This window comes from Pantoea sp. CFCC18177 (genome assembly GCF_059412425.1).
This window is the reverse complement of sequence record NZ_JBNBPL010000003.1, coordinates 35,616-49,430: the sequence shown is the minus strand read 5'-3', so window position 1 is coordinate 49,430 and position 13,815 is coordinate 35,616. Positions and strand designations below refer to the sequence as shown.

At 55.4% G+C, this 13,815-nt stretch carries 13 protein-coding genes; 11 read left to right on the top strand and 2 right to left on the bottom strand.

All coding sequences use genetic code 11. The features are described from left to right. The first annotated feature begins 150 nt into the window (after positions 1-150). The 8 genes from hinT (at position 151) to ACPUC8_RS04275 (ending at position 6,290) form a co-directional block, all read left to right on the top strand. Positions 151-501: a purine nucleoside phosphoramidase gene (hinT, locus tag ACPUC8_RS04310; protein WP_039333694.1), complete on the top strand. Its 351-nt coding sequence runs from the start codon at positions 151-153 to the stop codon at positions 499-501. An 18-nt stretch (positions 502-519) separates the two neighbouring features. Then, complete coding sequence (locus ACPUC8_RS04305) at positions 520-885, top strand: YcfL family putative periplasmic lipoprotein (RefSeq protein WP_039333696.1); 366 nt, start codon at positions 520-522, stop codon at positions 883-885. A 10-nt stretch (positions 886-895) separates the two neighbouring features. Next, positions 896-1,492, top strand: a complete 597-nt coding sequence (lpoB, locus tag ACPUC8_RS04300; RefSeq protein WP_039333697.1) for a penicillin-binding protein activator LpoB — start codon at positions 896-898, stop codon at positions 1,490-1,492. Continuing rightward, positions 1,479-2,294: a thiamine kinase gene (gene thiK, locus ACPUC8_RS04295; protein WP_494925711.1), complete on the top strand. Its 816-nt coding sequence runs from the start codon at positions 1,479-1,481 to the stop codon at positions 2,292-2,294. The genes lpoB and thiK overlap by 14 nt, the downstream gene beginning before the upstream one ends. Positions 2,295-2,309: 15 nt before the next feature. Next, complete coding sequence (gene nagZ, locus ACPUC8_RS04290; protein WP_494925630.1) at positions 2,310-3,353, top strand: beta-N-acetylhexosaminidase; 1,044 nt, start codon at positions 2,310-2,312, stop codon at positions 3,351-3,353. Between the two features lie 39 nt (positions 3,354-3,392). Further along, entirely contained in the window at positions 3,393-3,935 is a 543-nt protein-coding gene (ycfP, locus tag ACPUC8_RS04285) for an alpha/beta hydrolase YcfP (protein ID WP_039333701.1), read from the top strand. Between the two features lie 212 nt (positions 3,936-4,147). Continuing rightward, positions 4,148-5,452 carry an NAD(P)/FAD-dependent oxidoreductase gene (locus ACPUC8_RS04280; RefSeq protein ID WP_494925629.1) on the top strand — a complete coding sequence of 435 codons (1,305 nt, stop codon included), beginning with the start codon at positions 4,148-4,150 and terminating at the stop codon, positions 5,450-5,452. Between the two features lie 295 nt (positions 5,453-5,747). Beyond that, positions 5,748-6,290 (top strand): glycine zipper 2TM domain-containing protein, encoded by a 543-nt coding sequence (locus ACPUC8_RS04275; protein ID WP_034822117.1) that lies wholly within the window; start codon positions 5,748-5,750, stop codon positions 6,288-6,290. Between the two features lie 65 nt (positions 6,291-6,355). Here ACPUC8_RS04275 and mfd read toward each other — a convergent pair whose 3' ends face one another. Both mfd and ACPUC8_RS04265 read right to left on the bottom strand, forming a co-directional pair. After that, positions 6,356-9,799 (bottom strand): transcription-repair coupling factor, encoded by a 3,444-nt coding sequence (mfd, locus tag ACPUC8_RS04270; protein WP_059109800.1) that lies wholly within the window; start codon positions 9,797-9,799, stop codon positions 6,356-6,358. A gap of 131 nt (positions 9,800-9,930) precedes the next feature. Next, positions 9,931-10,140, bottom strand: coding sequence for a hypothetical protein (locus ACPUC8_RS04265; protein ID WP_494925628.1), 210 nt, complete (start codon positions 10,138-10,140; stop codon positions 9,931-9,933). Between the two features lie 472 nt (positions 10,141-10,612). On the opposite strand from ACPUC8_RS04265, the gene lolC reads away from it, so the two are divergent. From lolC to lolE, 3 genes are read left to right on the top strand one after another with little or no spacing between them, the layout of a single operon-like run. After that, positions 10,613-11,812: a lipoprotein-releasing ABC transporter permease subunit LolC gene (gene lolC, locus ACPUC8_RS04260; RefSeq protein WP_039330662.1), complete on the top strand. Its 1,200-nt coding sequence runs from the start codon at positions 10,613-10,615 to the stop codon at positions 11,810-11,812. After that, on the top strand, positions 11,805-12,506 hold the full coding sequence (lolD, locus tag ACPUC8_RS04255) for a lipoprotein-releasing ABC transporter ATP-binding protein LolD (protein ID WP_039330660.1): 702 nt from the start codon (positions 11,805-11,807) through the stop codon (positions 12,504-12,506). Before lolC ends, lolD begins: the two co-directional genes overlap by 8 nt. Beyond that, a complete protein-coding gene (gene lolE, locus ACPUC8_RS04250; protein WP_494925627.1) occupies positions 12,506-13,750 on the top strand; it encodes a lipoprotein-releasing ABC transporter permease subunit LolE in 1,245 nt (414 codons plus the stop codon). The genes lolD and lolE overlap by 1 nt, the downstream gene beginning before the upstream one ends. Positions 13,751-13,815 lie beyond the last annotated feature (65 nt).

Below are 13,815 nucleotides of genomic sequence, written 5' to 3'. Positions count from 1 at the left end.
GAAATGCGAGGTGCCGCACAGCGGTTAAACCAAAAGAAAAAATGGTGCAAAGACAGTCATTCAATGCAAGAAAAGTGGTCCTGAGGTTGTAAGAAACAGAATTCCTCACGCATACTGGCGGACTGAACTTAAGGCTTAAGGAAATGCACCATGGCTGAAGAAACGATTTTCAGTAAAATCATCCGTCGCGAAATCCCCGCCGACGTGGTTTATCAGGACGAACTGGTCACTGCCTTCCGCGATATCGCGCCCAAAGCGCCGACGCATATTCTGATCATTCCTAACGTATTGATCCCCACCGCTAATGACGTGCAAGAGGCGCACGAACATGCGCTGGGCCGCATGATCACGGTAGCGGCGAAAATCGCGAAGGATGAAGGGATTGCCGAAGATGGCTACCGTCTGATCATGAACTGCAACCGTCATGGCGGCCAAGAGGTTTACCACATCCATATGCACCTGGTTGGCGGACAGCCGCTGGGCCCGATGCTGGCCATCTAACCTCAGGCGGACCTTGTGATGCGTCAATGGCTGTGTGGCATGCTGTTACTGACCCTGGCGGGTTGCAGCAGTAACAAACCGATGATCAATACCTCGCAATCGCTGGTGATGGAGTCTTCCGTGTTGTCTGCGGGTATCATCACCGATGAGCCCACGCTTGCAAGCCGTGACGGCCAGCAGCGTGCGTCAAGTGTGCTCTATAATCAGCGTGAAACACCGGTGACCGTGCACTATCGTTTCTACTGGTATGACGATAAAGGCCTTGAGATAACGCCTGAAGAACCGGCACAAACCCAGACCGTTCCCGCGCATGGCAGCACTGAAGTTGTCTCGCAAATCGGTAATTTGACCGCCAGCAAGGTGCGTCTGTATCTCTTTCTCTGAGGAGTAACCTGTGATTCGCAGTGTAAAACGTTCCAGCGCGCTGTTATTTGCGCTGATGCTCACCGGTTGTGTGGTGAAACAGCAAACCCCGGCGCCGGTTGAACCGACCCAGCCGACTACCCCAACGCAACCCGAGCAGCCGCCAACGCCGCCGGTGCCACCGCCGGAAAACGTGCCGCAGCCGCCAAAACTGAAAACCATAAACTGGAGTGCCAGCGTGCAGCCGTTAGTGGCGAATATGGTGCAGTCAGCAGGCGTTAATCCTGGCAGCGTGCTGCTGGTGGATCGCATTAAAAACAGTACAAACGGCGCGTTGCAGAGTGATAAAGCCACTGACGCGATTCAAAGCGCACTGGCAAACAATGGCAAATTCACCTTAGTCACCCCAGATCAGTTGGCGCAGGCCAAGCAGGCACTCGGCCTGTCAGCGGATGACAGTTTGAATTCGCGCAGCAAAGCGATTGGCCTGGCGCGTAACGTTAACGCTCAGTACGTGCTTTACAGCAATGCGCAGGGCGATGTGAAGTCTCCAACACTGCAAATGCAGCTGATGCTGGTGCAGACCGGTGAAATCATCTGGTCAGGCAATGGTATTGCACAACCCTGATCCCCAGTTGCAACAACTGCTTCAGCAACAATGGCCGACGGCGCAAGCTGCCGGTCATTTTTTCGCGCTGCCGGGACTCAGTGGCAACAGCGTGCATGTGCAAACAGAGCAGGGCGAGTTGCTGGCGCGCCGTTCTCCGTTACAACCGATTCCGTTTGTCGATCGTCAGCGTGAATATCGCATACTGCACAAGATGCGCCATACGCAGTTAGGGCCAGCGCCACTTAGCTGGCGTGAACCCTGGCTTTTACAAAGCTGGTTACCAGGGGAAGTGTTAACCCCGACGCAATTCAATCAACAGCGTCCAGCTGTGTTGGCACTGATACATCGCCTGCATCAGCAACCGCTGACTGGCTATCGTCTGCGTCTCGCGCCCCTGCTACAGCGTTACTGGCAACTGTGTCAGCAACGCCACTGGCGCTGGCAGCACCAGTTGCAACACTTAATCAAACAGGGCGAACCGCAGCCGTTACGCCTCGCGCCGCTGCATATGGATATCCACGCCGGTAATCTGGTGGCGACGCACGGTGGCCTGCGCCTGATTGACTGGGAGTACGCCGCCGACGGCGATGTGGCGCTGGAACTCGCCGCGCTGTGCGCGGTCGATGGAGAACATGAGGCGGACTGGATTGCCGGATATGCGCAACACAGTCAGCTTGACGAACAGGTGCTGGCGCGTCAGATGCGCCGCTGGCAGCCATGGCTGCAACTGCTGATGGCGAGCTGGTATCAACTGCGCGCCGAGCAGAGCCATGATCACACTTTGCAGCAGCTGGCCCGATCCAGCTGGCAGCATCTTTAACTCAGGATTGTCAACATGACCATGAATACCCCCGGCCCGCTGATGTTGGATGTCGAAGGCTATGAACTCGATGCAGAAGAGCGCGAGATCTTGCAACATCCGCTGGTGGGCGGGCTGATTCTGTTTGCCCGCAATTTTCACGATGTCGAACAGTTAGCTGAACTGGTGCGCCAGATTCGTGCGGCTTCACGCAATCGTCTGGTGGTAGCAGTGGATCAGGAAGGCGGGCGCGTACAACGTTTCCGCGAAGGTTTCACCAAGCTACCCGCCATGCAATCTTTTGCGGCCCTGCACGATATGGCTACCGCCGGTGAAGTGGCGCAGCAGGCGGGTTGGCAGATGGCGGCCGAGATGATTGCGATGGACATCGACATCAGCTTTGCGCCGGTGCTGGATATCGGTCACATTAGCGCGGCGATTGGTGACCGTTCATTCCATGAAGATCCGGCAATTGCACTGCAAATCGCACGCCGATTTATCAATGGCATGCACGAAGCGGGAATGAAAACCACCGGTAAGCACTTCCCTGGGCACGGTGCGGTGAGTGCTGATTCACATAAAGAAACCCCGCGCGATCCCCGTGATGCCGCCACGCTGCGTCAGCACGATATGGCCATCTTCAAGCAGTTGATTGATGAGCAGTTACTGGATGCGGTGATGCCTGCCCACGTTATCTATACTGAGGTAGATCCTTTACCCGCCAGCGGCTCACCCTATTGGCTGCAAACGGTATTGCGCAAAGAGCTGGGTTTCAACGGGATAATTTTCTCTGACGATCTGTCAATGGAAGGCGCCGCGGTGATGGGCAGCTACGCCGAGCGCGCCCAGCAGTCCCTCAATGCCGGATGCGACATGATCCTGGTGTGCAACCAACGTGCCGGCGCGGTGAGTGTGTTAGATAACTTGACGCCGATCCAGGCGGAGCGTGTGACGCAGTTATACCATCAAGGTCGATACACCCGTCAGACTCTGTTAGCCAGTGAACGCTGGAAGCAGAACCACCACCAGCTCAGCGCATTGCAGGACCGCTGGCTGGAGCATAAAGCGTCGGGCAGATAAGCGCCGCTGCCCGGATTTCATTCCACGCTGAGGATAATCATGATCATCTATCTGCACGGTTTTGATTCCAGTAGTCCGGGCAACCATGAAAAGGTGCTGCAACTGCAGTTTATTGACCCGGATGTCAGGCTAATCAGTTACAGCACGCTTCACCCGAAACACGACATGCAGTTTTTGCTGAAAGAGAGTGACAAGCTGCTGCAGCAAGCAGGCGATGCGCACCCGTTGATTTGCGGTGTAGGCTTGGGCGGTTACTGGGCCGAGCGTATTGGCTTTCTCTGTGGCATGCGGCAGGTGATGTTTAACCCCAACCTGTTCCCGTTTGAGAACATGGAAGGCAAGATCGATCGCCCGGAAGAGTATCTCGATATCGCCACTAAGTGCGTCAACGATTTTCGTGAAAAGAACCGTGACCGTTGCCTGACAATCCTTTCACGCCATGATGAGGCGCTGGACAATCAACGCAGTGCTGCGCTGTTACATCCGTTTTATGAGATTGTCTGGGACGAAGACGCCAGCCATAAATTTAAGAATATTTCCCCTCATTTGCACCGCATCAAAGCCTTCAAATCCCTTGCCTGAGCGAAAACGCGCCGTGTGATGCGGCGCACAGAATGTTTAACATTCTGATAATGCAGCTGAAAGATTGATGTACATCAATTTTCTTATGATCTGACGATTGCGCCGTGATATTCTGCCCTCAGCTCGCGATTTAACGTCGCCAACCCTATGTTTATTAAGGTTTTTAGTAACCATTAATTAACTATTGGTTTACAACTTTGAGGGGGTCTTTGTTGACTACATCTATGGAAAAAATCGTCATTATTGGCGGTGGTGCTGGTGGCTTAGAGCTGGCAACACAGCTCGGTCATAAGCTTGGCCGCAAAAAGAAAGCCGAGATCATTCTCGTCGATCGCAATCACAGTCATCTGTGGAAGCCGTTGTTACATGAAGTAGCGACGGGTTCGATGGACGAAGGTATCGATGCGCTGAGTTACCTGGCGCACGCGCGTAACCACGGTTTCCAGTTCCAGCTGGGATCGCTGACGCAAATCAATCGTGAAACCAAAACCATTGAACTGGCAGAGATCCGCGATACTAACGGTGAGTTGCTGGTGCCGCAGCGTGAGCTGGCCTATGACCGTCTGGTGATGGCGCTGGGCAGTACGTCCAATGACTTCGGTACGCCGGGCGTGAAAGACCACTGCATCTTCCTTGATAACCCGCATCAGGCCCGTCGTTTCCATAATGAAATGCTCAACCTGTTCCTGCGCTTCTCCGCCAGTGAAGGCAGCCTGGAAAAGGTCAATATTGCCATTGTCGGCGGCGGTGCCACGGGCGTTGAGCTGTCGGCTGAGCTGTACAATGCAGTCAAACAGTTGCACAGCTACGGTTATAAAGGTCTGGATAGCTCCGCGCTGAATGTTACGCTGGTCGAAGCCGGTGAGCGCATTCTGCCCGCGTTGCCACCCCGCATTTCTGCGGCGGCACATCAGGAACTGACCAAGCTTGGCGTGCGTGTGTTGACGCAAACCATGGTCACCAGCGCCACTGAAGAGGGGCTGAACACCAAAGGTGGAGAGTTCATCAACGCGGATTTGATGGTGTGGGCGGCAGGGATCAAAGCGCCGGACTTTATGAAGGACATTGGCGGACTGGAAACCAACCGTATCAACCAACTGGTGGTGAAGGACACGCTGCAAACCACGCTGGATGATGATATCTACGCGATTGGTGATTGTGCTTCATGCGCATTGCCAACTGGCGGTTTTGTTCCTCCACGCGCGCAGTCTGCCCATCAGATGGCTTCACGCGCGCTGGAGAACATCCTGGCGCAGCGTAAAGGCAACGCGCTGAAAGCCTATGTCTATAAAGATCACGGTTCACTGGTGTCGCTGTCCCGCTTCAGTACCGTTGGCAGCCTGATGGGTAACCTGATGCGCGGTTCGATGATGGTAGAAGGGCGCATTGCGCGTTTTGTCTACATCTCTCTATATCGTATGCACCAGATTGCGCTCCACGGATATTTCAAAACCGGCCTGATGATGCTGGTGGGTAGCCTGAACCGCGTGCTGCGCCCGCGCCTCAAGCTACACTAATGATTTCGGGGCGGTGCAATACCGCCTCAAGCCTTACTCCTGCCGTAACCCACTGAAAAAAGACAGTTCAGCTTAAGGTTACGGCGGTATTTCAGCTGCTCTCAGAACTCTCTGAAAAACTGGCCCTGACCGGTTTCCGCCTCGTTTCCTCCATTAATCTGATGTTGCAATTACGGACCATCTGTAAAACTTATATCCACAAACACGGCGCGGCGCGCACGCCGTTTATGCCTCGGCTACACAGGATTCGGTAGCGGCAGGATTGCGCGGTAACAACCTTCAGGAGGACATTCCTGTGAATAAATCAATGTTAGCGGGTATCGGTATCGGCGTGGCAGCCGCATTAGGTGTGGCCGCCGTCGCCAGCATGGATGTCTTTGATCGTGGCCCGCAGTATGCTCAGGTTCTCTCGGCAACGCCGATCAAAGAGAGTATTAAACAACCGCGACAGGAGTGTCGCAATGTGACGTTAACGCATCGTCGTCCGGTACAGGATGAGAACCGCATCGCCGGTTCGGTACTGGGTGCCGTGGCGGGCGGTGTGCTCGGTCACCAGTTCGGTGGCGGTCGTGGGCGCGATGTCGCGACGGTAGCGGGCGCGTTGGCAGGCGGTTACGGTGGTAATCAGGTGCAGGGTGCATTGCAGGATCGTGACACTTACACCACCAATGAACAGCGTTGCAAAACCGTCTACGACAAGCAGGAAAAAATGCTGGGTTATGATGTGACCTATAAAATAGGCGACCAGCAGGGCAAAATCCGCATGGAAAATGACCCTGGCACCCGCATTCCGCTCGACCGTAATGGTCAGCTGATCCTGAATTCGAATCAGGCCTAATTGGGCAAAGACACATCACAGCAGCAGTAACGAAAAAAGCGCCGTAAGGCGCTTTTTTTATCACACTAAACCCGGTTCTTCGCCAACTCGCCAATAAAGCTCTGTACCCACTCCATGCGCACTTTGCGTTCTTCTAAATCACGCGTGAACTTCAAGCGGGTTGGGCCATCCAGCTTCCACTGCTTGGGATCTTTTTGCAGCAGGCCGATCAGCCAGCCTGGATCGACATGGTTCTGTGGTGCGAACTCGAAGAAGCCACCTTTTTCACTGGCTTCAATTTTGCGGATGCCCAGCTCACGCGCCTCCAGGCGCAGCCCTGCGACATCCAGCAGATTTCGCGCCGCATCAGGCAACTTACCAAATCGGTCAATCATCTCCACTTTCAGTTCCGCCAACTCTTGCGCATCGCTGGCCGAAGCCACGCGCTTATACAGTGACAAACGCGTATTCACATCCGGGATAAAATCATCTGGCAGCAGAGCGGGCATGCGCAGTTCGATTTCCGTCTGATTGCTGGTGAGATCTTCAAGTGAAGGTTCACGCCCGGCTTTTAGCGCATCCACAGCGTTCTCCAGCAATTCCATGTACAGCGTGAAGCCAATGGTTTCCATCTGGCCGCTTTGATCTTCACCCAGCAATTCACCAGCACCGCGGATCTCCAGATCGTGTGTTGCCAGCGCAAAGCCCGCACCCAAATCTTCCAGCGAGGCGATGGCCTCCAGACGTTTCTGCGCATCGGTGGTCATCGCTTTAGGATGCGGCGTGAGTAACCAGGCGTAGGCCTGATGGTGCGAACGCCCCACACGGCCACGCAACTGATGCAACTGCGCCAGGCCAAAGTGATCGGCACGCTCAATGATAATGGTGTTGGCGCTGGGTACGTCGATACCGGTTTCGATGATGGTAGTACACACCAGCACGTTAAAACGCTGGTGGTGGAAATCGTTCATCACCCGTTCCAGGTCGCGTTCGCGCATTTGGCCGTGACCAATGGCAATACGTGCTTCCGGTACCAGATCCGCCAGGCGCTGCGCGGCTTTTTCGATGTTCTCGACATCGTTATACAGGTAGTAAACCTGACCGCCGCGTAAAATCTCACGCAGGATCGCTTCACGCACCACCAAACTATCGTATTCGCGAACAAAGGTTTTAACCGCCAGTCGGCGGGCTGGCGGGGTGGCGATAATCGACAGATCGCGCATACCGCTCATTGCCATATTCAGGGTACGTGGAATCGGCGTGGCGGTGAGCGTCAGGATGTCCACATCGGCACGCATCGCTTTAATCCGCTCTTTGTGTCGCACCCCAAAGCGGTGCTCCTCATCGACAATTAGCAGACCAAGGTCGTGCCATTTCAGATCGCTGGACAGCAACTTATGTGTGCCGATCAAAATATCCACTTTGCCTTCGCGCGCCTGCTCCAGCACCTGACTCTGCTCTTTGGCGCTGCGGAAGCGTGAAAGCATTTCGATACGTACCGGCCAGTTGGCAAAACGATCGCGGAAGTTGTCGTAGTGCTGCTGCGCCAGCAGGGTGGTCGGCACCAGCACCGCGATTTGTTTGGCATTCTCAACGGCGAGGAAAGCGGCACGCATTGCCACTTCGGTTTTACCGAAACCTACGTCACCACACACCAGACGATCCATCGCCAGCGGTTGGCACATGTCACTCAGCACGGCATTGATGGCCTGGCCTTGATCCGGCGTGGTTTCAAACGGGAAACCTTCGCAGAACAGCTGATACTGGTCGCGGTCATGTTTGAAGGCGAAGCCGGTTTTGGCGGCGCGCTGGGCGTAGATATCCAGCAATTCTGCCGCGACATCACGCACTTTCTCGGCGGCTTTCTGCCGCGCGCGGGACCAGGCATCACTGCCGAGTTTGTGTAAGGGGGCATTTTCATCCGCACCGCCGGCGTAACGGCTAATCAGGTGCAGTGAGGAAACCGGCACGTAGAGCTTGGCATCACCTGCATAGGAGAGCATCAGGTACTCGGCAACAATGCCGCCGGCTTCCAGCGTGGTCAGGCCGATATAACGTCCCACGCCATGTTCCAGATGCACCACTGGCTGGCCGGGATGCAGCTCAGCCAGGTTACGGATCAGCACATCAGGGTTGATGGTGCGACGATTATCCTGGCGGCGGCGACTGACGCGTTCACCCAGTAAATCACTTTCGCAAATCAGTGCACGGTGACGGGTGCTGTCGATGAAGCCGCGCTCGCTGGCACCGATCATCAAACTGTGGGGGTGTTGACTCGCCTGATCAAAGTGCTCGATCGGCTGTGGGCGAAGCTTGATACGTGCCAGCAGCTCTTGCAGGCTTTCACGGCGTCCTTCGCTCTCCACTGAGAAGATAATCTGCCCATCGAACTGCTCGATAAACTGGCGCAGAAGATCAAGCGGGGCTTTAGCCTGTGCTTGCACCGCCAGTTCGGGCAGGGGCTGATAGCCCAGGTTGGTGTTGGCGGCTTTCTCTGGCAGCGTCTCATTGCTTAACTGCATGCGCGGCCAGGCTTTCAGTTCACCCAGCAGAGCGTCCGGGCGCAGCCACAGGCTGGCGGGTTCCAGCAGCGGACGCATCGGATCGATACGGCGATTTTCATAACGGGCATTGGCATCTTGCCAGAACCGATCGGCGCTGCCGTGCAGATCGCCGCTGTTTAGCACTAGCGTGTTAGCGGGTAGATAGCTAAACAGCGTGGGCAGTTCCTGCTCAAAGAACAGCGGCTGCCAGTATTCGATGCCCGCAGGCAAGGTGCCTTTGCTCACCTGCTGATAGACGTGTTCCGGCTCGCGGCGCACGTCAAAAATTTCACGCCAGCGGGTGCGGAACAGCTCGATGGCGGTTTTATCGGTCGGAAATTCATGGGCGGGCAGCAAATTGATGGCATCAACCGCTTCCAGCGTGCGCTGGCTGTCAACGTCAAACAGACGCAGACTGTCGATTTCGTCATCAAAGAAATCAATGCGATAAGGCTGATCGCTGCCCATCGGATAGAGGTCCAGCAGCGCACCACGCGTGGCATATTCACCGTGTTCCATCACCTGATCGACATGGCGGTAACCCGCTTGCTCCAGCTGGTCACGCAGTGCATCGCGCGACAGTTTTTGCCCCTGTTTCATTACCAGCGCATGGCCGTGCAGGAAGCTGTGCGGGCAAACGCGCTGCATCAGCGTGTTAACCGGCATAATCAGCATGCCGCGCGTTAAATTGGGCAGTTGGTATAAGGTGGAGAGACGGGCAGAGATAATGTCCTGGTGCGGGGAAAAGCTGTCATAGGGCAGCGTTTCCCAGTCGGCGAGGTTAGTGACCGGCAGATCGGTGAACTGGCGAATCTCCTCCTGCAAACGCAGGGCAGACTGCATATCCGGGGTAATCATCAACACCGGACCGGGATGACGTTCAGTGATGCTGGCGCACTCCACCGCTTGCGCGGCGCCAATCAGTTCGCCGAGCTGACGATGATCGCCCGCTTTCGCAGGCAGGGTATAACGACGCTGTTCCGACATAAGGACTCGACATTCTCTCCTTGGATTCCAGGGCGTCATCATTCCACAATCTGCCTTGAGGATCATCTGTCGCGGTGCTATTTCTCATCGCCCTTCATACTTCGCGCTGTGGCCGCGCCTGCGAACCCCAGTCACTTACTGGATTGCTGTGTATAGTGCATGCGCGGACGATCGATATTGGCCCATGACAGCTCTTTCTCCAGATGGTAGCTGTGATTGCCGTCGTCCCACTTCACGTAATAGCCGGTTGGCGCATCTCCCTGTTCAAAGACGTTAACGATCTCGCCTCTGATTTCTCCCGATTTGTGTTTAACGATACTGCCCTTCGGAAATCTGAACATGGGTGTACTCCTTTTCGCCCGGCATCTTTCGCACCGTGGCGGCGTTGGCTGCGCCTGCTAACCCCAGTCACTTACTGATGTGAGCTCCTGGGGATTCACAGGCTTGCCGCCTTGCCACCGCACGAAATCTTTCGCACCGTGGCGGCGTTGGCTGCGCCTACTAACCCCAGTCACTTACTAATGTAAGCTCCTGGGGATTAGCAGACTTGCCGCCTTGCCACAGCACGAAATCTTTGGGCTGGCTGCGGTGCCGGTTGTAAAAACTACTTCTTTTAAAGCAGTCTACGCCAGGTGATGTCTAATAAACGCACAATAAGTATCATTATTTTGTCGAAATTTTATGCATTGACGCAGATCGTGACGTATTTAGACGTAACTTTGCCGCAGACTCAGAGGGTTAGAGGTTTCATAAAGCAGACGGCTCCTTTATCATCCCACTACTTATTTTCAGGCAACTGCCAAGACGGATCTCATGTATCAACCAGTCGCGTTATTCATCGGTTTGCGCTACATGCGTGGACGAGCCTCAGACCGCTTTGGTCGCTTTGTCTCCTGGCTTTCGACCATCGGCATCACGCTCGGCGTGCTGGCGCTGGTCACGGTATTGTCAGTGATGAACGGCTTCGAGCGTGAGCTGGAGGGCAATATCCTCGGCCTGATGCCGCAAGCGCTGGTGACCAGCGATAAAGGCAGCATCAATCCGCAGCAGATCCCTGCGCAGGACCTTGAATTGCAAGGTGTGACGCGCATGGCGCCGCTCACCACCGCGGATGTGGTGTTGCAAAGTGCGCGCAATGTTTCTGTCGGCGTGATGCTGGGCATCAACCCTGACGAACAGGACCCGCTGACGCCGTATCTCGTCAATACCCAGCAGAGCGTGCTGCAACCCGGCCAATATAACGTCATCATCGGTGAACAACTGGCGTCGCAGTTGGCGGTGAAACGCGGCGACCAACTGCGTTTGATGGTGCCTTCAGTCAGTCAGTTCACGCCAGTAGGGCGTCTGCCAAGCCAGCGAATCTTTACCGTTGCCGGGACCTATGCGGCCAACAGTGAGGTGGATGGCTACCAGATTCTGGTTAACCAGCAGGACGCCTCACGCGTGATGCGCTATCCGCTGGGTAACATTACGGGCTGGCGTTTATGGCTGGAAAAGCCGCTGAACATTGATGCGTTCAGTGAACAGCATTTGCCCGATGGGCTAACAATGAAAGACTGGCGCGAGCGTAAGGGTGATCTTTTCCAGGCGGTACGCATGGAGAAAAATATGATGGGGTTGCTGCTGAGTCTGATCATTGCGGTGGCCGCGTTTAATATCATCACCTCGCTCGGCCTGTTGATCATGGAAAAGCAGGGCGAAGTGGCGATTCTGCAAACCCAAGGCTTAACCCGTCGGCAGATTGTGGCGGTGTTTATGGTGCAGGGTGCCAGTGCGGGCATTATCGGTACCTTACTCGGCACGCTGCTGGGGGTGTTGCTCGCCAGCCAGCTTAACAATTTAATGCCGGTCATTGGCCTGTTCCTGGACGGCGCCGCGCTGCCGGTGGACATCAATGTCTGGCAGGTGGTTACCATTGCGCTGGTCTCTATGATCGTGGCGCTGCTCTCTACCCTTTATCCGTCATGGCGCGCTGCCGCCGTACAACCCGCTGAGGCTTTACGTTATGAGTAATACCCCTTTGTTGCAGTGTCGTGACCTGTGCAAACGCTATCAGGAAGGCAGCGTGCAGACCGATGTGCTGCGCAATGTGGCTTTTAGCCTGCAGCCAGGTGAACTGACCGCCATCGTTGGCAGTTCGGGTTCGGGTAAAAGTACCTTACTGCATCTGCTGGGTGGCCTGGATGCGCCAACCTCAGGTGATGTGGTGTTTGATGGCAAGTCACTGAACGCCATGTCTTCTTCTGCCAAAGCTGAACTGCGCAACCGCGAGCTGGGCTTTATTTATCAGTTCCATCATCTGCTGCCTGATTTCAGCGCGCTGGAAAATGTGGCGATGCCACTGCTGATTGGCAAAACCGGTAAAGATGAAGCCGCCTCACGCGCGCGTGAAATGCTGGCGGCAGTAGGGCTGGAAAAACGTGCCGCGCACCGTCCATCTGAGCTATCAGGCGGGGAACGTCAGCGTGTGGCGATTGCGCGTGCGCTGGTGAATCGTCCGCGTCTGGTAATGGCCGATGAGCCGACAGGCAACCTCGATGCGCGCAATGCGGATGCAATTTTTGAACTGCTTGGCGAACTCAACGTCCAGCAGGGCACGGCATTTTTAGTGGTAACGCACGATCTCAACCTGGCTAAGCGTCTCAGCCGCCAGATGGAGATGCGAGACGGTCAGTTGAACGACCAACTGACGTTGGGAGCGATCTAATGGCTTCATCATTATCCCTGTTGCTTGGACTGCGGTTTAGCCGCGGTCGGCGACGTGGTGGCATGGTCTCGCTGATCTCCATCATCTCTACTATTGGCATTGCATTAGGCGTGGCGGTATTGATCATCGGCCTGAGTGCCATGAACGGTTTCGAACGCGAACTGAACAAACGCATTCTGGCCGTGGTGCCGCACGGGGAGATCGAGCCCGTGAATCAGCCATTCCGCAACTGGCAGCCGATGATCGCGCCGATTGAAAAAGTCCCAGGCATTGCGGCGGCGGCACCGTACGTCAACTTTACCGGTTTGATCGAAAGCGGGGCGAAGATGCAGGCGCTGCAGGTGAAGGGCGTTGATCCGCAGCAGGAGTCGCGCCTCAGTGCGCTGCCAAGCTTTGTGGACGGTGATGCCTGGCAACAGTTCGCCGCGGGTAAACAGCAAATCATTCTCGGTGGCGGCATTGCGAAATCGCTGAACGTGAAGCAGGGCGACTGGATCACCATCATGATCCCCAACAACGACGGTGAGAACAAGCTGCTGCAGCCGAAGCGTATTCGCTTGCAGGTTTCAGGCATTCTCCAGCTTAGCGGCATGCTCGATCACAGCCTGGCACTGGTTCCCATAGTTGATGCGCAGAAGTATCTGGACATGGGCGACAGCGTCAGCGGGATTGCACTGAAAATGAGCGATCCGTTCCAGGCACAGAAACTGGTGCGCGATGCCGGTGAAGTGACGCACTCTGATGTCTACATCAAAAGCTGGATCGGCACTTATGGCTACATGTACCGCGATATCCAGATGATCCGCGCCATCATGTATCTGGCGATGGTGCTGGTGATTGGTGTGGCCTGTTTCAACATCGTCTCGACGCTGGTGATGGCCGTCAAAGATAAGAGCAGTGATATTGCGGTGCTGCGTACCTTGGGTGCTAAAGATGGGCTGATCCGCGCTATCTTTATCTGGTATGGCTTACTGGCTGGGCTGCTCGGCAGCATTAGCGGTGTAGTAGTCGGGGTGCTGGTGGCAATCAATCTCACGCCGATTATCCGCGGCCTGGAGCATCTGACCGGACACCAGTTACTGGCCGGGGATATCTACTTCATTGATTTCCTGCCCTCTGAACTGCACTGGCTTGACGTGATTTCGGTGCTGGTGACGGCGATTGTGCTCAGTTTGATCGCCAGTTGGTATCCGGCACGACGTGCCAGCCGTATCGATCCTGCACGCGTACTCAGTGGTCAGTAAAGCGATAAACGCAGCCGCCCTCGCGGCTGCGCACATTTTCAGCATCAGTGGCATGCAGCCGTCAT